Source organism: Pseudoalteromonas citrea (assembly GCF_000238375.3).
Taxonomy (GTDB): Bacteria; Pseudomonadota; Gammaproteobacteria; order Enterobacterales; family Alteromonadaceae; genus Pseudoalteromonas; species Pseudoalteromonas citrea.
In genome coordinates, this window is the sequence record NZ_AHBZ03000014.1 from 113,265 (window position 1) to 134,186 (window position 20,922).

Sequence of the window (20,922 nt, forward strand, 5' to 3'; positions counted from 1 at the left end):
TATGAACGAATTAAATTTATTACCACTAAGCGGTATTGTGATTGTCGTGCTGGGCTTTGCCTTGCGCTTCAACCCGCTTTTAGTGGTCACCGCAGCTGGCTTAGTGACTGGCTGGGCCGTTGATATGCAATTTTTGGCACTAATTGAAACCTTTGGCGAAAAGTTTATGAACTCCCGTCAATTGGCTAGCTTTTTACTTATTTTACCCGTTATAGCGTTACTAGAACGCCATGGCCTACAACAGCGAGCACAAAGTTGGATAGCCAGTATAAAAAGCGCCACCACAGCCCGGATACTTTCTGTCTATTTTGTGGTTCGTGAATGCTCATCTGCATTAGGTTTACTGAGTTTAGCAGGCCAACCGCAAACAGTTAGGCCATTGCTCGCCCCGATGGCGCTAGGTGCAGCCAGCAATGTTCATGGTGAGCTACCAAAAGAAGTGAAAGATATGATCAGCGCGCATGCCGCAGCATGCGACAACATTGCCATGTTTTTCGGCGAAGACATTTTTATTGCATTTGGAGCTGTGTTACTCATGGATGCTTTTTTGCGAGAAAACGGCATAGAAGGGATTGAGCCTTTACACATCGGATTATGGGCAATTCCAACCGCAATTGCCGCACTTATCGTCCATCTATTTCGATTAGCAAGATTAGAAGCGAAAATTACCCAAGCAGTCGCCACTCATAGAAAACAACCGGCTAACTTAACGGGAGAGTTATCATGAGTGCACCATCGACAAGTACAACCGATACGATAGCTATCATTTCCATCGAAAATATCTATTTATTAATCGGTTTTGTGGTCATGTTCTTAGTCATCCGTACTTTACAAGACCAAGGTCACCCAAAGAAATATGGCACTGCGCTATTTTGGGTATTATTCGGCAACGTATTTTTGTTTGGCGATTTATCAGTGTCACTCTTTGGTACAGCAATCACCTATCAGTGGGTTGGCTTGAGTGTAATGATCATCGCTTTACTCGCAGGCTTTGGCTTGGTTTCAATGGGCACTTACGACACACCATCAGATGAAGTAAAAACACAAAGCGCTGAAAGAATTGGCAACAAGCTATTTATGCCTGCCGTGATGATCCCCATCGTAACCGTTGTATGTACTTTGTTACTCGGCCACATTAATTTTAATGACTGGTATTTATTTGATCAAAACCATTTAACCCTAGCCTCCTTAACACTGGCTTGTGCCGTAGCGCTGTTAGTTGGATGGAAGCTCACCTCAGGTAGCCCAGTACAAGCACTCACTGAGTCTCGCCGATTAGTTGATTCAATCGGCTGGGCCGCTATCTTACCGCAAATGCTTGCTATGCTAGGTGGTGTCTTCATCGTTGCTCAAACAGGCACCGCTATTCAAGAGCTTGTCACATTGTTTATTTCACCCGATAACCGCTTTATGTTGGTAGTACTGTACTGTGTAGGCATGGCACTGTTCACTATGATAATGGGTAATGCCTTTGCCGCATTCCCAGTTATGACTGCGGGTATAGCAGTCCCCTTTCTCATTCAAGGCCACGGTGCATCAGCCGCGCCACTGGTTGCAATAGGTATGTATTCTGGCTACTGCGGTACATTAATGACCCCTATGGCTGCAAACTTCAATATTGTTCCTGCTGCATTGTTAGATCTGAAAGACAAATATCAAGTCATCAAAGTCCAGATCCCAACGGCACTGGCACTACTGGTAATTAATATTCTACTTATGTACGGAGTGATCTTTAATGACTAACTCAGTAAAACCCTGTGTTTTAATCACGGGCTTTGCCCCATTTGGTGGTGAAAAAATTAACCCTTCGTGGCAAGCAGTTCAAGCCTTAGAAGGGCTTAACATTGATGGCTTTGCTATTCACACTAAAGAGCTCCCGTGTGAGTTTGATACCTCTATCAGTGTGCTTCAAGGGGCTATAAATAAATACTCTCCACATGTCGTGTTGTGTATTGGCCAAGCAGGTGGTCGCGCTGATATTTCCATTGAACGTGTTGCGATTAATGTCAATGATGCGCGCATTGCCGATAATGCCGGTGCACAACCTATTGATACGCCCGTGGTAGCAACAGGCCCTGCCGCTTATTTTACTAATTTGCCTATAAAGCGTATACAGCAGGCGTTACACCAGTCTGATATTCCAGCTTCCATTTCAAATACTGCCGGTACTTATGTGTGTAATCATATAATGTATGGCCTAATGCACGAAATTACATTACATCACCAAAATATCAAAGGCGGATTTGTCCATATTCCCTATTTACCAAGCCAAGCAGTGCATCATAATGGTGCACCGAGTATGAGTCAGGAAACAGTCATATCAGCATTGAAAGTCATAGTTACCGCTGCAATCAGCAATAAAACAGATCTCAAAGTGACGGCAGGTACAACCCACTAACAGTCAACCCATATTGGTGCAGCTTAGCTTCTTTGTTGCACCAATAAAGACACCAAATCGAGCAAAAAAATACCATTTAACCGTGTGACTTAGTCTTTCATTTCTGATACACCTATAGTAACCGAAAGGCACAACGGTGCCTTTTCATCAACTAATATAATAATTAAGGGAAGCCATAGCGCTTACCCAACACAGGAATGAGGTATTTTATGTGTTCAATTTTTGGGGTGTTAGAGCTAAAGTCTGACCCAGTACAATTACGTAGCCAAGCGATAGAAATGTCAAAGCGACTGCGTCACAGAGGCCCTGACTGGTCTGGAGTATATGCATCTGAAAAAGCTATTTTAGTGCATGAGCGATTAGCGATTGTTGGCGTATCAAGTGGTGCCCAACCTTTATATAACCCAGAAAAAACCAACATATTAGCCGTTAATGGCGAAATATATAACCACAAAGAATTAGCACAAAGTCTTACTGTAGATTTTGATTTTCAAACAGAGTCTGATTGTGAAGTTATTCTCGCACTCTACAAGCAAAAAGGGCCTGAGTTTCTAGATGACTTAAACGGTATTTTTGCCTTCTGTCTCTATGATGAAGAGCAAGATAGCTACTTAATCGGCCGTGACCATATCGGGATCATTCCTCTTTATACGGGCCGTGATCAACATGGTAACTTATACGTCGCCAGTGAAATGAAAGCACTCACCCCTATCTGTTCATCTATTGAAGAATTCCCTCCCGGGCACTACCTGTACTCAAAAGAAGGAACCGTGCGTCAATATTACCAGCGTGACTGGCAATCTTATGACGCGGTAAAAAATAACGCGGCAAAAGCCGAAGAAGTAAAAGACGCCTTAGAAGCCGCAGTAAAACGCCAACTAATGTGTGATGTACCCTACGGTGTTTTATTATCTGGTGGTTTAGACTCGTCTGTTATTTCTGCGATCACCCAAAAATTTGCTGCAAAACGCGTTGAAGACAACGATGCATCAGATGCTTGGTGGCCCAAGCTACATTCATTTTCTATCGGACTAGAAGGCTCTCCTGATTTAGCCGCAGCGCAAGTGGTAGCCGATGAAATTGGCACTGTCCATCACCCAATTATATTTACTGTTCAGCAAGGGGTCGATGCACTAAAAGAGGTGGTTTATCATCTTGAAACATACGATGTGACAACCATTCGGGCATCAACACCAATGTACCTAATGTCTAGACAAATTAAAGCGATGGGCATTAAGATGGTACTCTCTGGTGAAGGGGCTGATGAGTTGTTTGGCGGTTACTTATATTTCCATAAAGCGCCCAACGCCCAAGCGTTTCATGAAGAATTAAATAGGAAAGTATCAAAATTACACATGTTTGATTGTTTGAGAGCAAACAAGTCTATGGCTGCGTGGGGAGTTGAAGCAAGAGTGCCTTTCTTAGACAAAGAGTTTGTTGACGTGGCGATGCGCACCAACCCAGACTACAAAATGTGTCAAGAAGGCCGCATAGAAAAACATATAGTGCGTGAAGCATTTGATGGCTATTTACCTGATAGCGTGTTGTGGCGCCAAAAAGAGCAGTTCTCTGATGGCGTGGGCTATAGCTGGATTGACTCATTAAAAGAGCATGTTGATAGCCAAGTGTCTGATCAAGATTTTGCCAATGCACAATACCGTTTTCCAATCAATACGCCTGATAGTAAAGAAGCTTATTTCTACAGAGAGATCTTTGAAAGCCATTTCCCAGGGGATGCAGCAGCTACCTGTGTACCCCATGGAAAATCAGTCGCATGTTCAACACCAGAAGCGCTAGCATGGGATGCATCGTTTCAAAACAACGCAGACCCATCAGGCAGAGCCGCTAATGTTCATAATGAAGCCTATGAGTAACTCTATTTAAACTGTAAATTAAAAAAGGGCTTATGAGCCCTTTTTTAATTTACGTAAAAACCTTGCTAAAGCTTTGTATGAGCAATTAAATAAACTTTTTAATAATAAAATCTACTTTGACACGCTTAGCCTGTCCCAAAAGCTTTTTAACTGGTAACGGGTAATCACTCAATGATTCGATGTCATCAGGTCCGCTCAGTAAACGACATTTAGCCAGTATTGCCTGCTTTTCTTCCTCAAGTCTCGGTAATATATCTTGCTGTGGGTCTTCTATTAAAATTCCATTTTCAATATCAAGTCCCCATGCACGCGGGTTTAAATTGTGGCCACTCAATAAGTGAGTATGGTTATCTTTACTGATCCCTTTTAAATGGAATGAATTAGCACCATCTTTCCACAGATAAACCTTTAAACGACCTGATGCTATGTGACGCTTCTGACTTTTTAGAAACTTCTGTAAAATAGTTTCGTATAAATACGGTAGCGTACCTATTCGGCTAAAGGGCTGTTCTGGACAAATATAAAAATCATTTGCAGTCTTATCACCAACAATAATGGTGACCTCTCTGCCTTGTTTTAGTAATCGTCGTAATGAACGCAGTAACGGTGCAGGGAAGTTAAAGTAAGGCGTGTAAAGTACCAGCTCGTGATCTGTTGTATCAAATAAGCTTTTTATCAAGCGGTTAAGTTTGTTCGTGCGACGCCCAAAACCAAGAAACGCGCGAACATTGAGACCATCCCTTTCACCTGCTGATGATAAATCATACTTGGCTTTTTTAAGCTCTCGCATTAACTTTTTTTGTGCTAACTTGATATCGTTAAACTTAGGTAAGGGGCGTACATCAATTCTAGGGACCCCCTCACTGCTGAGTAAGTATTTATTCGTAAAATGACAAAAGCTATCGGCCAATTGACGTTGTTTTAAAACAAAATAACGGTCTAAACGATACTTGTCACCGCTTTGCAAATATACATCGTTTAAGCTTGCACCACTGTACAAAACCATATCATCAACAACGAAACCCTTCAGATGTAACACACCAAACAACTCTTTCGCCTTCACAGGTACCCCATAAATGCGAACATTACTTTGATAATCACTCAAAGCTTGGCAATACAGACTGGCATTTCCATCTGATTTTTTTTCTCCAATAAGGCCTCTTTGAGCTCGATGGAAATCAACTAATACGTTAACTTCCAGGCTGGGATTGGCACACGATGCTTCATGTAACGCGCTTAATACTTCTCTTCCCGCGTCATCATCTTGCAAATATAATGCGGTAATATAAATACGCTCTTGCGCATTTTTAATAAGCCGTAATAACGTTGCATGGTACTGCTTCGCATCAGTTAAAACCTGAATGTTTTCAGCCTCAAGTTCAAACCCTGGAGTTTCCTGCCAAAAAACCATAAATACCTATTAATTTAGAGTTAGTTTTAGTTAACTAACGAAACACAATTCTTTAAAACATATCAAAAAAAAACTGCTTGGTCATGAATAAGCGTTCATTTTCGTGTCAATGGCATAAAAAACGTTCAAGTACAGTATTTTTGACAACTTTGTGATTTATCAAAAAATGAAATGTTGAATTTATTTTACATCTTGGTTGAATTTCATAGAATCAACCTCATTCAATCTCAGTATATAACATTTTAGGAAATCGTAATGAGTGATGGTAAACATTGTAAGCTGCTTATTTTAGGTTCTGGCCCTGCAGGTTACACAGCCGCAGTTTACGCCGCACGTGCCAATTTAAACCCTGTATTAATTACAGGTATGCAGCAAGGTGGGCAGTTAACAACGACTACCGAAGTAGAAAACTGGCCTGGTGATGCACATGGTCTTACTGGCCCTGCACTAATGGACCGCATGAAAGAACATGCTGAGCGCTTTGAAACTGAAATTATTTTTGATCACATCAACAAAGTTGATGTAACAAAACGTCCTTTCACATTAACGGGTGATCAAGGCACATATACATGTGATGCGTTGATCATCGCTACGGGCGCATCAGCAAAATATTTAGGCCTTGAGTCTGAAACTGCATTTCAAGGTCGTGGTGTATCTGCATGTGCAACATGTGATGGCTTCTTTTATAAAGGTCAAAAAGTGGCTGTAGTTGGCGGTGGTAATACCGCTGTAGAAGAAGCTCTTTATCTATCAAACATCGCTGAAGAAGTTCATGTGATTCACCGTCGTGATTCTTTCAGAAGCGAAAAGATTTTATCTGACCGTCTGATGGAAAAAGCGAAAAATGGAAATGTAACATTGCACTTAAACCGTAACCTAGATGAAGTATTAGGTGACGAAATGGGTGTTACGGGTATTAGAATCAAAGAAACTGATTCTGAAAACACTGAACAACTCGATCTTGCTGGTGTATTTATTGCGATTGGCCACAAGCCAAATACCGATATGTTTGAAGGCCAGCTGGATATGAAAGATGGTTATTTAGTAGTTGAGTCAGGTCTTCACGGTAACGCGACTCAAACAAGCGTAGAAGGCGTTTTTGCTGCTGGTGATGTGTCTGACCACATATATCGTCAAGCCATCACATCTGCTGGTACAGGCTGTATGGCTGCTCTAGATGCCGAACGTTATCTAGATAACTTGTAAGCTAAATTAAAATGGGGGGACACTCCCCCATTTGATTTTTTACACAATTGCGTTATTTTACTCCCAATCGAGTTTTAATATTTGCCCTATGACGCAACAAATTACCCACTTATCAAATGATCACTATCAATTTCCGCCCTGTGACCTTGCGCTGACAAATCCAGATGGCTTGTTAGCCGTTGGAGGGTGTCTGTCTTTAGCTCGACTCAAAAGAGCATACAGTTGTGGCATTTTCCCCTGGTTTAATGAGCGAGAACCCATCATGTGGTGGGCCCCCAGTGAGCGTGGCATCGTTGAACTAGACGAATTTCATATCAGTAAGTCACTCAAAAAAGCAATGCGCCGAATGCAACCTACAGTGACCGTTAATACCGCGTTTAAGCAAGTCATTAATGCTTGTCGAACGCAACGCATTAATAGTGAAGGTACCTGGATCAACACACAAATGCTCGATGCGTATTATGCAGCACATGAAGCTGGTTTTGCCCATAGCTTAGAGCTCTGGCATGAAGAACAGCTGATCGGCGGATTGTACGGCATCATGCAATCAGGCATTTTTTGCGGTGAATCTATGTTTTTTAACCAACCGAATGCGTCTAAATTAGCCATGTGGGCACTCGTCAACTGGCTGAAAAAACACAATGCTCATTTTATCGATTGTCAGCTAGAAAACCCTTATTTGACCACGCTCGGCGCAAAAGTTATTCCTCGAGAGGATTTTTTGACTAGACTTAACAAAGCGAACGAATTCGAAATCCCAGCCGATATGTGGCTAGCTCAAACCTTGGAAAACATTTATGACTGAACACTTTCCATCAAAAATTGGTTTAAGTCAGCAGTTCAGTTGCAGCTATCTGCCTGAACAACAAGAGCAATTACTGGTTATCTTAGATCATAATTGTTACTCTCCAGAGCGTTTCGAAGGGTTATTAGAGCTTGGTTTTAGACGAAGCGGCGATCAAATTTATCGACCCCATTGTCCAGCATGCAATGCATGTCAGTCGTTACGCCTACCTGTGGGGCAGTTTAATGCCTCCAAGTCACAAAAACGGAAATGGAATAAGCTCTCTGATGAGTTTCGTATTGAGATAAACCAACAAGAACAACCAAATTATTACACTTTATATGAAAAGTACATTTCCCTACGCCATCAAGATGGCAGTATGTATCCGCCAAATCACCTCCAGTATGAAAGCTTTTTGTTCTGTCAATGGCTGCCTATTACCTTCATTGAACTGTGGCATTTAGATAAATTGATCGCAGTTGCAGTGACCGATACCATGCCTAACTCACTGTCCGCGATATACACCTTTTTCGACCCTGATTATGAGCAATATAGTCTCGGCACCATCATGATCCTTGCACAAATAAACTATGCACGAGACACACAACGTCAACATCTATATTTAGGCTACCAAATCGACAGCTGTAAAAAAATGCGTTATAAATCGCACTACAAACCCGCCCAGCGTTTTGTAAATGATATTTGGGTGAATAGCGATACAAGCCAAAAAAGCACCTAGCAGTCTATAAGTACATTATCGTAATTTGCTAAAATTCGTACCAAAAAAGTACTTTTATCACTGTTCTTGAATATATCGGCTAATAAAATAACAATTTTTTAGCCCTTTCCTTTACTTATTGCCTGCTTTTGGGCAAAATCTCCAGCGTTTAAATATTCAAAGAGGTGTTACGCTACACATGGCGAAAGAAGACGTAATTGAAATGCAAGGCACGGTCCTTGATACTTTACCAAATACAATGTTCCGCGTTGAGTTAGAAAATGGTCACGTGGTTGTTGCTCATATTTCTGGAAAAATGCGCAAAAACTACATCCGTATTCTTACAGGTGACAAAGTAACGGTTGAAATGACCCCTTACGACCTAATCAAAGGACGCATTGTCTTCCGCGCTCGTTAATCGAACCGTGTAGAACTGTTCTTGGAACAGGTTGTAATACGTCGCTCTTGGACGTGTTTCATAAACCTAACCATTGGTTATTGTAAAAGTCTACAGAGCTGGGTTATATGACCCAAAAACAAAAAGCCTAGCATTGCTAGGCTTTTTGACGTTTACTACTTTAACATTTACGCAGAGACTAAGGACGATTCATAAGTAAATGCAATTTTATTGTCTTTGATACTCACTTTCACTGAACCACCGTCCACCAGCTCACCAAATAAAATTTCATTGGCTAGTGGCTTCTTAAGCTGCTCTTGAATAACACGCGCCATAGGACGTGCACCCATTGCTTTATCGTATCCCAGTTCAGCCAACCACGAGCGTGCTGCTGAGGTAAGCTCTAAATTAACTGACTTACGGTCAAGCTGAGCCTGTAACTCAACAATAAACTTATCTACCACCTGTAGAGTGACTTCTTTATCTAGGTGGTTAAACCAAATAATATTGTCTAAACGGTTTCTAAACTCAGGCGTAAAAACTTTATTTATTTCAGACAATGCATCATGAGAATGATCTTGCTCTTGGAAACCAATAGATTGTCTTACTGTCTCCTGAACACCCGCATTTGTCGTCATCACTAAAACCACGTTTCTAAAATCCGCTTTGCGGCCATTATTATCCGTTAACGTACCGTGATCCATCACTTGTAGCAGTATGTTGTAGATATCCGGGTGCGCTTTTTCAATCTCATCCAGTAAAACCACTGAATGCGGATGTTTGATCACAGCATCGGTCAACAGACCACCTTGCTCATAACCCACATAACCAGGAGGCGCACCAATCAATCGGCTCACAGCATGGCGCTCAGAGTACTCAGACATATCAAAACGTATAAACTCTACGCCCATACATTTACCAAGCTGTTTTGTTACCTCTGTTTTACCCACACCCGTAGGCCCTGCAAATAAGAAAGACCCGATTGGCTTATCTTCATTTGCCAGCCCTGAACGAGACAATCGAATTGCTGAAGTTAACGCGTCAATTGACTGATCTTGTCCAAATACCAACATTTTTAAATTACGGTCTAAGTTTTTCAGAGTGTCTTTGTCACTAGAGGAAACACTTTGCTGTGGGATCCTCGCAATTTTTGACACAATCATTTCAATATCTGATACGCCAATGGTTTTCTTACGGCGAGATACCGGTAATAATCGCTGATTTGCGCCCGCTTCATCAATAACATCAATGGCCTTGTCCGGTAACTGACGCTCGTTAATATATTTAGCGCTTAGTTCAGCGGCAGCTCGCAATGCCTTTTGTGTGTAACGAATGCCATGATGCTCTTCATACCGCTCTTTTAAGCCATAAAGGATCTTGGTTGTATCTGCAACGCTTGGTTCAACAACATCAATTTTTTGGAAACGACGCACTAACGCTCTGTCTTTTTCAAAAATATTCTTAAATTCGTTGTAAGTCGTCGAGCCCATACAACGCAGCTGACCGCTAGACAATAGGGGTTTTATGAGATTTGAGGCATCCATAACTCCGCCAGATGCGGCACCGGCACCTATTATTGTATGAATCTCATCAATGAATAAAATAGCATGCGGTTTTGCTTGTAGTTCTTTAAGTAACGCTTTAAAACGTTTTTCAAAATCACCACGGTATTTAGTACCCGCTAAAAGCGCTCCCATATCTAAAGAATAAACCACCGCATCTTCGATAACATCGGGCACTTGGTTGTTCACAATGCGATATGCTAACCCCTCTGCGATGGCTGTTTTACCAACGCCTGCTTCACCCACTAACAAAGGATTATTTTTCTTTCTACGACACAGCACCTGAACCGTGCGTTCAACTTCTTCATCACGGCCAATTAATGGATCGATTTGTCCAGCTTGCGCCATCACATTTAAGTTTGAAGTAAAATTTTCAAGCTTAGATTTTTCTTCATTTTGAATATCATTAGGCTCATCGTTCATCTCTTCATGATCATCATTTTCTGAATCATCATCATCCGATTTCGCAATACCATGAGAAATAAAATTAACGATATCGAGGCGACTGACATCACTCTTTTTCAATAAATAAACAGCCTGACTTTCTTGTTCTGAAAAAATAGCAACCAGCACATTTACACCCGTTACTTCACTGCGCCCTGATGATTGCACATGAAACACTGCGCGTTGTAAAACACGCTGAAAGCCAAGTGTAGGCTGGGTTTCTCTGTCTTCTTCTAAATCGGGTAAGACCGGCGTAGTCTCATCAATAAACTCTGAAAGCTCACGCTTTAGTGTCTCTGTATTTACGCCACAGGCGCCTAACGCTTCTCCTGCTGACGGGTTATCTATTAACGCCAGAAGCAAGTGCTCTACCGTCATAAATTCATGACGACGAGTACGCGCTTCTCGAAACGCGGCGTTTAAGGTAATTTCTAGATCTTTGTTTAGCATTGGCAACCCCCAAACGAGAATTAAAAAGGTTATTCTTGCTCACAACTACATAGCAACGGATGCTCATTGTCGCGGGCATAACGATTGACCTGCTCAGCTTTAGTGTGCGCTATATCGGCAGGATATATTCCACATACAGCCTTCCCTTCGTGATGTATTTTAAGCATCACATCAGTTGCTCTTTCGCTATCCATATTAAAAAACGTCATTAAAATTTCAATTACAAAATCCATCGGAGTGTAATCGTCATTATTTACAACGACCTTGTACTTACGTGGAGGGCTAAGCTTTTGCTTTTCACTTTCACGTACCGTGTCTATAACACCTGAATCTTTTGTCCCACTCATAATTAAATATAGTCTTGTCTTGGTAACTCAAGCAAACTTGAATTAAAAAATAAATAAAATGTTAAAAAAAAGAGTAAATAACTTGACTGACTGCTTATATAAACTACAGTCCTATTAGATTGCTCTATATGGGCAGTCTAGCAAATTATAAAGTTTAGATTAACTAATTAACTAGATTTAGTCACTTATAGAAGGATGTAGAAGTATGGCTTGCGGAAAAGTCAAGTGGTTCAACAACGCCAAAGGGTTTGGTTTCATCGTAGAAGACGGCAGTGAGGAAGATATCTTCGCCCATTACTCAACGATTGTAATGGATGGATACAAAACACTTAAAGCTGGTCAAGGTGTAACATTCGAGCTGCAAGAAGGCCCGAAAGGGTTACACGCTACAAATATCGCGCCCAGCGGTGAGCTGTTAGTGTAAAGCAGTGATGACTATTCAAAGCGAGTCGCATTTGCTACTCGCTTCATTCCTATTTCCCCTTATATTTTTTCATTCTTTAACTTTAATTTTTTGAATTAGCCCCAATATGTAATGATTGATACAATTGCTACGTCTATTAGGTAGGTTAGATATTATTATTTACGATTAGTAAAAATATCTAACAAACTTGCTATACCCTATTGCCTTAGGCAACATAGCGTTCCCTTTGCATTGTTGAATGGCTTTTTAGAAGCCACAAATTCTAGGAATGATGATGACATCAAAAATTATTTACACGAAAACAGATGAAGCACCAGCTTTAGCCACATATTCTTTGCTTCCAATCATTCAGGCATACACCAAAGTGGCCGGTGTTGAAGTCGAAACGCGTGACATTTCATTAGCAGGACGTATCATTGCTAACTTCCCTGATTTTTTAACTGAAGAGCAGCGTATCGGCGATGCCCTTGCAGAGCTTGGTGAGCTGGCTAAAACTCCAGAAGCAAATATCATCAAACTTCCTAATATCAGTGCTTCAGTACCACAGCTTCACGCCACAATTAAAGAGCTTCAAGCGAAGGGCTATGCACTTCCTGATTACCCAGCTGAGCCACAAGATGAAAAGCAAGCTGCGATTAAAGCAACTTACGATAAAATCAAAGGCAGTGCCGTAAACCCAGTACTTCGTGAAGGTAACTCTGACCGTCGCGCACCTGCGTCAGTTAAGGCATATGCGCGTAAAAACCCTCATTCAATGGGTGCATGGGCGGCTGATTCACAATCTTACGTTGCTAGCATGACTGATGGTGACTTCTTTGGCTCTGAGCAATCAACAACTGTAGAGCAAGCAACAGACGTTCGCATCGAGCACGTTGCAGCAAATGGTGATGTAACCACGCTTAAAGCAAGCACGGCATTATTAGCAGGCGAAATCATTGATGCGTCACGCATGAGTGTATCTGCACTACAAGATTTCTTAGCAGCAGAAATTGCATCAGCAAAAGATAAAGGCGTACTTTTCTCATTGCATATGAAAGCAACCATGATGAAAGTGTCTGATCCAATCATCTTTGGTCATGCAGTTAAAGTATTCTATAAAGACGTATTCACAAAGCATGCGGCACTATTCGCAGAGCTAGGTGTTGATGTAAATAACGGTTTAGGTGACGTTTATACAAAAATACAACAACTTGATGATGCAAAGCGTGCTGAAGTAGAAGCTGATATTGCAGCGGTATACGAAAGTAGCCCAAGTATCGCAATGGTTGATTCTGACCGTGGCATTACTAACCTACACGTACCAAGTGACGTGATCATTGATGCGTCAATGCCAGCAGCTATTCGTACTAGCGGGCAGATGTGGAACACAGCCGGTAAACAACAAGACACCAGCTTTGTTATTCCTGACCGTTGTTATTCTGGCGTTTACCAAGCAACTATCGACTTCTGTAAAGAGCATGGTGCATTCGATCCTCGTACAATGGGTACTATCCCGAACGTGGGCCTAATGGCACAAAAAGCAGAAGAGTATGGTTCTCATGATAAAACATTTGAAGCACCATCAGCAGGTACCATTCGAGTTGTAGATGCAAATGATGCTGTGCTACTTCAACATGATGTTGAGCAAGGCGATATCTGGCGCATGTGTCAGGTAAAAGATGCGCCAATTAAAGATTGGGTTAAACTTGCTGTAAATCGTGCTCGCGCAACCGGTGTTCCAGCTGTATTTTGGCTAGATGCAAACCGAGCTCACGACGCTCAGCTTATTGAAAAAGTTAACACATACCTTGCAGATCATGACACAGCAGGTTTAGAGCTTCTTATCAAAGCACCCGTTGCAGCAACTGAGTACTCTCTAGCGCGCATGAAAGAAGGCCAAGACACGATTTCAGTAACAGGTAACGTACTACGTGATTACTTAACTGACTTGTTCCCAATTCTTGAGCTAGGTACTAGTGCAAAAATGCTGTCTATCGTGCCATTAATGAATGGTGGTGGTCTATTTGAAACTGGCGCGGGCGGTTCTGCTCCTAAGCACGTCCAACAGTTTGAAAAAGAAAACCATTTACGTTGGGATTCTTTAGGTGAGTTCTTAGCACTAGCGGCATCACTTGAGCACCTAAGCCAAACAACGGGTAATGCAAAAGCACAAGTGCTTGCTGATACGCTTGATCAAGCAACAGGCAAGTTCTTAGATGAAAATAAATCACCTTCTCGCCGTGTAAACGAGCTAGATAACCGTGGTAGCCATTTCTTCCTATCTCTGTACTGGGCACAAGCACTTGCTGCACAAACCACAGATACAGAACTTCAAGCACAGTTCGCTGCTTATGCTGAAACATTAACAGCACAAGCACAAACAATTGTTGAAGAGCTAAATAATGCTCAGGGCGTAGCAAAAGATGTAGGCGGTTACTTCCAGCCTAATGACGATATTGCCTATGCAGCAATGCGTCCAAGCCAAACATTTAACGATATCCTTGCAACACTGGTATAATCGTTAACGAGTCATTTAAAAGGGTAGCTTTAGCTACCCTTTTTTCTCTTCGCCCTGCTACATAAACACCTAACGCATTGATTAACCATAAACCTATCACAAAACCAGTTCATTTATTAAACACACACAGTATAAGCCTATATAAGCCCATGAATCAGTAAGCCGTCGCCTTCATAAAATGTGAGCACAACGTAATGACAGTTGCTATAATCCAGCCTTATATTTATGCACTCGGGTACAACATGGTATACAAAGCAAAATCGTCATCTCGGCATACTTCAAAACAGTCAAAACCCAGTCATAGAAAGTCAACAAAACCCAAAGTTGCACCAGAAGACGTCAAAATTGTTTTATTCAATAAGCCATTTGATGTGCTATGTCAGTTCACCGATGATCAAAACCGAGAAACACTGGCACAGTATGTAAAAGAAAAAGACGTTTATGCTGCAGGTAGACTTGATAGAGACAGTGAAGGGTTATTACTGCTAACGAATTGCGGTAAATTACAGCATACATTGACAGATCCTAGTAAAAAAACCGATAAAACCTATTGGGTTCAAGTTGAAGGAGTGCCTGAGCAAAAAAGTCTTGATGCGTTATGCTCAGGTGTTGAACTCAAAGATGGCTTAACACGCCCTGCAAAAGTTAAAATCATTGCTGAACCAAATATTTGGCCACGTAACCCGCCAATACGCGAACGCGCTAATATTCCTACCACATGGTTGAGTGTGACAATCAATGAGGGGAAAAATAGGCAAGTCAGAAGAATGACCGCCCATATTGGCCACCCTACACTGCGATTAATACGCTACAAAATTGGCAAATATTCGCTCGACGGGCTAGAAAACGGACAATATAAAGTGATAAGTCGCCGATGACTTTGATCTCGACTTTTAGCCACCCGCATTTGCATGCTATAATCACGGCCTTTCAAAATCACATAGATTTACAGCAAAAATTATGAGCGATAATAGTCACATTAAAGTCATCGTTGGTATGTCCGGCGGTGTTGATTCTTCAGTTTCAGCTTACCTTTTAAAAGAACAAGGGTATCAAGTTGAAGGCCTGTTCATGAAAAACTGGGAAGAAGATGACAATGATGAATATTGCGCTGCTGCCGAAGATCTAAAAGACGCGCAAGCTGTCTGCGATAAACTCGGTATCGAGCTTCATACGGTAAATTTTGCCGCAGAATATTGGGATAACGTATTTGAATACTTCCTCGAGGAGTATAAAGCGGGCCGCACGCCAAATCCCGATATTATGTGTAACAAAGAAATTAAATTTAAAGCATTTTTAGAATTCGCAGCACAAGCACTAGGTGCTGATTACATCGCGACCGGTCACTATGTACAACGCGAAGAACGTGATGGTAAATTTGTTATGCGTCGCGGGCTGGATGACAATAAAGATCAAAGCTATTTCTTATACACGTTAAGTCATGAACATATCGCACAAACGCTCTTCCCCGTTGGCGAAATCGAAAAACCAGAAGTACGCCGTATTGCTGAAGAGCAAGACTTAATCACCCATGATAAAAAAGACAGTACAGGAATTTGCTTCATCGGTGAACGCAAATTCAAAGACTTTTTACAAAAGTTCTTACCGGCGCAACCTGGCAAAATTGAAGATACTGACGGTTTAGAAGTCGGCGATCATGAAGGCCTCATGTACCACACTCTAGGCCAACGCAAAGGCTTATTAATTGGTGGTATGAAAGAGGGCAATGGAGAGCCTTGGTACGTTGTAGACAAAGATATTGCACGCAATGTATTAGTTGTTGGCCAAGGTAAAGACCACCCTCGCCTATTTAGTAATGGCTTAAATGCTGACCAATTGCATTGGGTTGACCGCACAGGTCCTCAAGGCACATTACGGTGTACCGTTAAAACCCGCTATCGTCAAACGGATATAGCCTGTACGTTGCTGGTAGGTCAAGACGGACTTGCTCGGGTATTATTCGATGAGCCACAAAAAGCCGTAACACCAGGGCAATCTGCCGTATTTTATTTAAATGATGTCTGTTTAGGCGGCGGTATTATTGACTCGGTGATCAAGTAATGGCTGCTGAATATGTTATGCCTTTAGCGGCAATGTGTCAGATCACCAAGCTGGTACAAAAAGCGTCAAAATACGGACAGTTTTCGGAGCCCGATGTAGCAAGCTTTTTAAAAAGTATTGTTAACCTTTCGCCTAATCATCCTTCTGATGTTTATGAAGACAGCTTTGCTCTAAAATCAGGGTATCGCACCTTGGTAGAGCAATTAACCCCAGCTGGTGAAAAAGACGTTGAAATGGTGAAATACGTCGGTAGCTTAATGCAGCTAGAAAGAGCTTTGGCGAACAATAGCCAAGCTCTGGATGAATTAGCACGACGTTTAAAAGATGTAGAACGCCAGTTACAGCATTTTGATGTGTGTGACAGCACCATTGTCGCTGCATTTGCCGATATCTACAGTGAAGTACTGAGCCCACTAGGTCAGAAAATTCAAATTTTTGGTAAACCTGAGTTATTAAAACAGCCTGGGATCCAAGAAAAGATCAGAGCGCTACTCCTTGCTGGTATTCGTAGCGCTGTGCTTTGGCGACAACTAGGCGGTAAACGCCGCCAGTTTTTCTTTGGTAAAAAGAAAATTATCGCCGAAGCACAAAGTAGAATTTAAATATCGTTCAAAACCAATTAGTTTAGGAGAAATTATGGAGCTTTCAGCGTTGACCGCTATCTCTCCAGTAGATGGTCGCTATGGCAGTAAAACTGCTGAGCTTAGAAGCATCTTCAGTGAGTTTGGCTTAATTAAGTACCGTGTAACGGTTGAAGTACGCTGGTTGCAAGCTTTAGCTAAAGCCGAAGGTATTGCAGAAGTACCTGCTTTTAGTGATGAAGCAAATGCGCTTCTAGACAGCATAGTTACAAATTTTAGTGAAGCCGATGCTGCACGCGTAAAAGAGATTGAGCGCACAACTAACCACGATGTTAAAGCCGTTGAGTATTTACTAAAAGAAAAAGTGGCTGATAACGCTGAACTACATGCTGTAAATGAATTCATTCATTTCGCATGTACATCAGAAGACATCAACAACTTATCTCACGGTCTAATGCTTACAGAAGCGCGTGATGAAGTATTGCTGCCTTATTGCGACAAGTTACTTGCTGCAATCAAAGAAAAAGCAATTGAATACCGCTCAATCCCTATGATGACACGTACGCACGGTCAACCTGCGTCTCCTTCTACCATGGGTAAAGAGTTTGCAAACGTGTATGTGCGTTTACAACGTCAGCGAAATCAAATTGCGGCCGTTTCTATTCTAGGCAAAGCCAATGGAGCTGTAGGTAACTACAACGCACACCTAAGTGCATACCCAGAGTATAACTGGCACGAGCATGCTGAGCAGTTTGTTACAAGCCTCGGTTTAACATGGAATGCCTTCACAACTCAAATAGAACCGCATGATTACATTGCAGAGCTTTTTGATGCTGTAGCACGCTTTAATACTATTTTGCTTGATTTTGACCGTGATGCATGGGGCTATATTGCACTTAATCACTTTAAGCAAAAAACCATCGCTGGTGAAATTGGTTCATCAACCATGCCGCATAAAGTTAACCCGATTGATTTCGAAAACTCAGAAGGTAACTTAGGCTTAGCAAACGCTATTTTCTCGCATCTTGCACAGAAATTACCAGTATCTCGTTGGCAACGTGACTTAACGGACTCTACCGTGTTACGCAACCTAGGTGTTGGTATGGGCTATACGCTCATAGCATACCAAGCAACCCTTAAAGGTGTGAGTAAACTTGAAGTAAACGCAGACCGTCTACTTGAAGAACTAGACCAAAACTGGGAATTGCTTGCAGAGCCAATTCAAACGGTGATGCGTAAATATGGTATTGAAAAGCCTTATGAAAAGCTTAAAGAGCTCACTCGCGGTAAGCGTGTTAATCAAGAGATCATGGCTGAATTCATCGATGGGCTAGATCTTCCAGAGCATGCAAAAGCTGAAATGAAGTTAATGACTCCAGCAAACTATATTGGTCGTGCTGAAGCATTTATCGACGAACTTGTATAACTCGCTCGTAAATTAAATTTTAAAGCGAAAGAGTTTCTCTTTCGCTTTTTTTATGGAAAAACCATGTACGAATTGACAATAAATCAACTGAGCCATGCTGAGTTTCTCTCACAATATTGGCAAAAACGCCCTTTACTGATCAAAGGTGGCTTTAGCGAATTTGAAGACCCTATTGAGCCTGAAGAGCTCGCAGGGCTTGCAATGGAAGAGAGCATAGAGTCACGTTTAATCACTAATCATAATAGCGATTGGCAATCGTACCATGGTCCATTTGAAGATTTTAGTAAACTCACAGAACAACACAGTACGCTACTGGTTCAAGCCGTTGATCACTGGCACCCTATCGCAGCGCAACTACTCGAGCCATTTAGATTCATACCAAATTGGCGCATTGATGATTTAATGGTGAGCTATTCGACACCCCATGGTGGTGTCGGGCCGCACTTAGATCAATATGACGTATTTATTATTCAAGGCCAAGGTAAGCGCCATTGGCGTGTGGGTTTACCTGATGCAAATCTAAAACAATTTGCGCAAAATAAAAGCTTACTTCAAGTAGAGCAATTTGATGCTGAAATTGATGCCATACTAGAACCCGGCGACATTTTATATATACCACCAGGCTGCCCACATGAAGGTTATGCAGTAGAAAATGCTCTTAACTACTCAGTTGGATTCAGAGCCCCAGATCAAAAAGACTTTTTATCTGGTTTTGCTGATCACTTGATTGATTCTGAAGGTGGTAAAACACGCTACTGCGACCCTATGTTATCTATTCGTGAGTCAAAAGGCCAATTAACGTCTACGGAAGTGAACGATATTCAAAGACTTATGCAGGATGCGCTCAGCGACCCTGAGCAGTTAAAACACTGGTTAGGGACTATGCTCAGTCAACCCAAACATGATATGGATCTGGCACCACTTGCCCCCCCACTTTTGCATACAGAACTCGCAAATTACATAACAACAAATGATATAATTGAACGTGCGGGCGGTGTCCGTACAATTTACCAAGTATTGACAGACTCGATCGTATTAAGTGTTAACGGGGATAATTATTCACTTGCAACAAAACACTTAGAGTCCATTAAATTACTGACTGATTTACCTCACTTTTCAGGCTCTGAAATAGAAGATTCATTAAATTGTATTGAATTTGCACAAATGTTAACTAGACTAATCAATGAAGGAACGTATTTCTTACAAGAAGATGACTGATCTCGTAGTACCTTGTTGTATGCAGATCAAAGGTTTCTCCTGCTTTTAAGTTTAGTTTACCTACAGCTGAGGGTAAACGTAGCTGTTCGCACTTAATAAGCAGGCCAAAGCCGTTGTTTTTGTACTTTGCGGAGGAATCATGATTTATCACGTCGACAGAGTCAATTGGTACCAAACCCAAAAACAATTAAAGCAAATAAGAGAGCGTGTCTTTGTCTATGAATTTCATATGCCAATGGAAGTTGAATTTGATGGATTAGACTCACATTCAGAGCATGTTCTGATTAGTGATGAACAACACGAACCAGTAGGCACAGGTCGATTGTGCCCAGACGGCTTAATTAGTCGAATAGCCTTACTTAAAGCGCATAGGAACCGCTCAGCCTATAGTTCATTATTAAATTATCTTGTCCACCTAGCTAAGGAAAGAGGGCTAAACGATATATTCGTCAATTGTGTATTGCAAGAAGTCCCCAGTTTTGTTGAAAACGGTTTTTTAAAGCAAGGTTGTGTGTTTATGGAGGCAGGGATCCCAAGGCAAAAGCTCAAGTGCCCTATCTCCTCATTTAAAACAGATCCGTTTACGATGCTTCATTAGCCCATAACTGATCATTTTCTGCTATATCGTACAATCCATGGGCACGATTTATTAATAAGTTTGCAAATTGAGCTTGAGACTGGTCTTGCCCAGCATTTGCTAGAATAGCATCTGCTTTTAATTGCCATTGGTAAGAGAAGTGTTTGATCGCTGCACGTGCACTGGTAGCCGCAACCACCTCAACATGATCGGTTGGTAATTGACCAGTGATCACCCAGTAAGTTTTACCGTTTTGAGCCTTCATTTTCCATACCGCACACAAAGGCGCTAAGAACCGACTATCTTTATCAATCACTGCGTTTGGAATAATACCTTTTTCGGCTAAATGCTTTTGGGCGTTTTCAAAACATTCTCTTTGCCATTTTATATCTTGTTGTTGTTTTTGCTCTTCTGTTAATTCAGGTTGCTGTTGCTCACTCATACTTTTATTTCTCGTGACTTTTTTAATGGCATTAATGTAAGGGTTTGATCAGTTACTTGCAACCAAAACGCAACCAAATATTTTTTACTTAATTTCATTTTGCAC

General features: G+C 41.6%; 19 protein-coding genes and 1 pseudogene. 16 read left to right on the plus strand and 4 right to left on the minus strand.

Annotation, left to right across the window (positions count from 1 at the left end):
- Position 1 precedes the first annotated feature (1 nt).
- The 4 genes from PCIT_RS03790 to asnB all read left to right on the plus strand — a co-directional run bounded on the left by PCIT_RS03790 (position 2) and on the right by asnB (position 4,272).
- Complete coding sequence (locus tag PCIT_RS03790; protein WP_010363155.1) at positions 2 to 727, plus strand: DUF969 domain-containing protein; 726 nt, start codon at positions 2 to 4, stop codon at positions 725 to 727.
- A complete protein-coding gene (locus PCIT_RS03795) occupies positions 724 to 1,743 on the plus strand; it encodes a DUF979 domain-containing protein (RefSeq protein ID WP_010363154.1) in 1,020 nt (339 codons plus the stop codon). Before PCIT_RS03790 ends, PCIT_RS03795 begins: the two co-directional genes overlap by 4 nt.
- Positions 1,736 to 2,398 carry a pyroglutamyl-peptidase I gene (pcp, locus tag PCIT_RS03800; RefSeq protein ID WP_010363151.1) on the plus strand — a complete coding sequence of 221 codons (663 nt, stop codon included), beginning with the start codon at positions 1,736 to 1,738 and terminating at the stop codon, positions 2,396 to 2,398. Before PCIT_RS03795 ends, pcp begins: the two co-directional genes overlap by 8 nt.
- A gap of 209 nt (positions 2,399 to 2,607) precedes the next feature.
- Entirely contained in the window at positions 2,608 to 4,272 is a 1,665-nt protein-coding gene (gene asnB, locus PCIT_RS03805) for an asparagine synthase B (protein WP_010363149.1), read from the plus strand.
- 85 nt (positions 4,273 to 4,357) lie between these two features.
- Here asnB and pssA read toward each other — a convergent pair whose 3' ends face one another.
- On the minus strand, positions 4,358 to 5,683 hold the full coding sequence (gene pssA / locus PCIT_RS03810) for a CDP-diacylglycerol--serine O-phosphatidyltransferase (protein ID WP_010363148.1): 1,326 nt from the start codon (positions 5,681 to 5,683) through the stop codon (positions 4,358 to 4,360).
- A 255-nt stretch (positions 5,684 to 5,938) separates the two neighbouring features.
- Between pssA and trxB the strand changes: the two genes are divergently transcribed.
- The 4 genes from trxB to infA all read left to right on the plus strand — a co-directional run bounded on the left by trxB (position 5,939) and on the right by infA (position 8,809).
- A complete protein-coding gene (trxB, locus tag PCIT_RS03815) occupies positions 5,939 to 6,889 on the plus strand; it encodes a thioredoxin-disulfide reductase (RefSeq protein ID WP_010363145.1) in 951 nt (316 codons plus the stop codon).
- A gap of 88 nt (positions 6,890 to 6,977) precedes the next feature.
- On the plus strand, positions 6,978 to 7,694 hold the full coding sequence (aat, locus tag PCIT_RS03820; RefSeq protein WP_010363144.1) for a leucyl/phenylalanyl-tRNA--protein transferase: 717 nt from the start codon (positions 6,978 to 6,980) through the stop codon (positions 7,692 to 7,694).
- A complete protein-coding gene (locus PCIT_RS03825; protein WP_010363142.1) occupies positions 7,687 to 8,412 on the plus strand; it encodes an arginyltransferase in 726 nt (241 codons plus the stop codon). The genes aat and PCIT_RS03825 overlap by 8 nt, the downstream gene beginning before the upstream one ends.
- 178 nt (positions 8,413 to 8,590) lie before the next feature.
- Positions 8,591 to 8,809, plus strand: a complete 219-nt coding sequence (gene infA / locus PCIT_RS03830) for a translation initiation factor IF-1 (protein WP_010363141.1) — start codon at positions 8,591 to 8,593, stop codon at positions 8,807 to 8,809.
- Positions 8,810 to 8,976: 167 nt separating this feature from the next.
- Here infA and clpA read toward each other — a convergent pair whose 3' ends face one another.
- Together clpA and clpS are read right to left on the minus strand one after the other, a co-directional pair.
- Positions 8,977 to 11,244: an ATP-dependent Clp protease ATP-binding subunit ClpA gene (gene clpA / locus PCIT_RS03835; protein WP_010363140.1), complete on the minus strand. Its 2,268-nt coding sequence runs from the start codon at positions 11,242 to 11,244 to the stop codon at positions 8,977 to 8,979.
- Between the two features lie 29 nt (positions 11,245 to 11,273).
- Positions 11,274 to 11,591: an ATP-dependent Clp protease adapter ClpS gene (clpS, locus tag PCIT_RS03840; protein WP_010363138.1), complete on the minus strand. Its 318-nt coding sequence runs from the start codon at positions 11,589 to 11,591 to the stop codon at positions 11,274 to 11,276.
- 205 nt (positions 11,592 to 11,796) lie between these two features.
- Between clpS and cspD the strand changes: the two genes are divergently transcribed.
- The 8 genes and pseudogenes from cspD (at position 11,797) to PCIT_RS03880 (ending at position 20,396) form a co-directional block, all read left to right on the plus strand.
- Positions 11,797 to 12,015 (plus strand): cold shock domain-containing protein CspD, encoded by a 219-nt coding sequence (cspD, locus tag PCIT_RS03845; protein ID WP_010363137.1) that lies wholly within the window; start codon positions 11,797 to 11,799, stop codon positions 12,013 to 12,015.
- A gap of 274 nt (positions 12,016 to 12,289) precedes the next feature.
- Positions 12,290 to 14,512 carry an NADP-dependent isocitrate dehydrogenase gene (locus tag PCIT_RS03850; RefSeq protein ID WP_010363136.1) on the plus strand — a complete coding sequence of 741 codons (2,223 nt, stop codon included), beginning with the start codon at positions 12,290 to 12,292 and terminating at the stop codon, positions 14,510 to 14,512.
- Positions 14,513 to 14,754: 242 nt separating this feature from the next.
- Positions 14,755 to 15,390, plus strand: coding sequence for a pseudouridine synthase (locus PCIT_RS03855; protein WP_040697721.1), 636 nt, complete (start codon positions 14,755 to 14,757; stop codon positions 15,388 to 15,390).
- A 73-nt stretch (positions 15,391 to 15,463) separates the two neighbouring features.
- Positions 15,464 to 16,573: pseudogene (gene mnmA / locus PCIT_RS03860) on the plus strand (tRNA 2-thiouridine(34) synthase MnmA); the annotation flags it as partial.
- A complete protein-coding gene (gene hflD, locus PCIT_RS03865) occupies positions 16,573 to 17,175 on the plus strand; it encodes a high frequency lysogenization protein HflD (protein ID WP_010363133.1) in 603 nt (200 codons plus the stop codon). The pseudogene mnmA and the gene hflD, both read left to right, overlap by 1 nt.
- A 34-nt stretch (positions 17,176 to 17,209) precedes the next feature.
- Positions 17,210 to 18,580: an adenylosuccinate lyase gene (purB, locus tag PCIT_RS03870; RefSeq protein WP_010363132.1), complete on the plus strand. Its 1,371-nt coding sequence runs from the start codon at positions 17,210 to 17,212 to the stop codon at positions 18,578 to 18,580.
- Positions 18,581 to 18,643: 63 nt separating this feature from the next.
- Positions 18,644 to 19,798, plus strand: a complete 1,155-nt coding sequence (locus tag PCIT_RS03875; protein WP_010363130.1) for a cupin domain-containing protein — start codon at positions 18,644 to 18,646, stop codon at positions 19,796 to 19,798.
- Between the two features lie 139 nt (positions 19,799 to 19,937).
- Positions 19,938 to 20,396: a GNAT family N-acetyltransferase gene (locus PCIT_RS03880; RefSeq protein WP_010363128.1), complete on the plus strand. Its 459-nt coding sequence runs from the start codon at positions 19,938 to 19,940 to the stop codon at positions 20,394 to 20,396.
- Here PCIT_RS03880 and PCIT_RS03885 read toward each other — a convergent pair.
- Positions 20,380 to 20,817: a DUF4826 family protein gene (locus PCIT_RS03885; protein WP_010363126.1), complete on the minus strand. Its 438-nt coding sequence runs from the start codon at positions 20,815 to 20,817 to the stop codon at positions 20,380 to 20,382. The two genes, PCIT_RS03880 and PCIT_RS03885, sit on opposite strands and share 17 nt — an antisense overlap.
- Positions 20,818 to 20,922 lie beyond the last annotated feature (105 nt).

Excerpts from the sequence above, each read along its gene's own strand:
- PCIT_RS03790 (WP_010363155.1), top strand. The coding sequence starts at position 2 with ATGAACGAATTAAATTTATTACCACTAAGCGGTATTGTGATTGTCGTG.
- PCIT_RS03795 (WP_010363154.1), top strand. The coding sequence starts at position 724 with ATGAGTGCACCATCGACAAGTACAACCGATACGATAGCTATCATTTCC.
- pcp (WP_010363151.1), top strand. The coding sequence starts at position 1,736 with ATGACTAACTCAGTAAAACCCTGTGTTTTAATCACGGGCTTTGCCCCA.
- asnB (WP_010363149.1), top strand. The coding sequence starts at position 2,608 with ATGTGTTCAATTTTTGGGGTGTTAGAGCTAAAGTCTGACCCAGTACAA.
- pssA (WP_010363148.1), bottom strand. The coding sequence starts at position 5,683 with ATGGTTTTTTGGCAGGAAACTCCAGGGTTTGAACTTGAGGCTGAAAAC.
- trxB (WP_010363145.1), top strand. The coding sequence starts at position 5,939 with ATGAGTGATGGTAAACATTGTAAGCTGCTTATTTTAGGTTCTGGCCCT.
- aat (WP_010363144.1), top strand. The coding sequence starts at position 6,978 with ATGACGCAACAAATTACCCACTTATCAAATGATCACTATCAATTTCCG.
- PCIT_RS03825 (WP_010363142.1), top strand. The coding sequence starts at position 7,687 with ATGACTGAACACTTTCCATCAAAAATTGGTTTAAGTCAGCAGTTCAGT.
- infA (WP_010363141.1), top strand. The coding sequence starts at position 8,591 with ATGGCGAAAGAAGACGTAATTGAAATGCAAGGCACGGTCCTTGATACT.
- clpA (WP_010363140.1), bottom strand. The coding sequence starts at position 11,244 with ATGCTAAACAAAGATCTAGAAATTACCTTAAACGCCGCGTTTCGAGAA.
- clpS (WP_010363138.1), bottom strand. The coding sequence starts at position 11,591 with ATGAGTGGGACAAAAGATTCAGGTGTTATAGACACGGTACGTGAAAGT.
- cspD (WP_010363137.1), top strand. The coding sequence starts at position 11,797 with ATGGCTTGCGGAAAAGTCAAGTGGTTCAACAACGCCAAAGGGTTTGGT.
- PCIT_RS03850 (WP_010363136.1), top strand. The coding sequence starts at position 12,290 with ATGACATCAAAAATTATTTACACGAAAACAGATGAAGCACCAGCTTTA.
- PCIT_RS03855 (WP_040697721.1), top strand. The coding sequence starts at position 14,755 with ATGGTATACAAAGCAAAATCGTCATCTCGGCATACTTCAAAACAGTCA.
- hflD (WP_010363133.1), top strand. The coding sequence starts at position 16,573 with ATGGCTGCTGAATATGTTATGCCTTTAGCGGCAATGTGTCAGATCACC.
- purB (WP_010363132.1), top strand. The coding sequence starts at position 17,210 with ATGGAGCTTTCAGCGTTGACCGCTATCTCTCCAGTAGATGGTCGCTAT.
- PCIT_RS03875 (WP_010363130.1), top strand. The coding sequence starts at position 18,644 with ATGTACGAATTGACAATAAATCAACTGAGCCATGCTGAGTTTCTCTCA.
- PCIT_RS03880 (WP_010363128.1), top strand. The coding sequence starts at position 19,938 with ATGATTTATCACGTCGACAGAGTCAATTGGTACCAAACCCAAAAACAA.
- PCIT_RS03885 (WP_010363126.1), bottom strand. The coding sequence starts at position 20,817 with ATGAGTGAGCAACAGCAACCTGAATTAACAGAAGAGCAAAAACAACAA.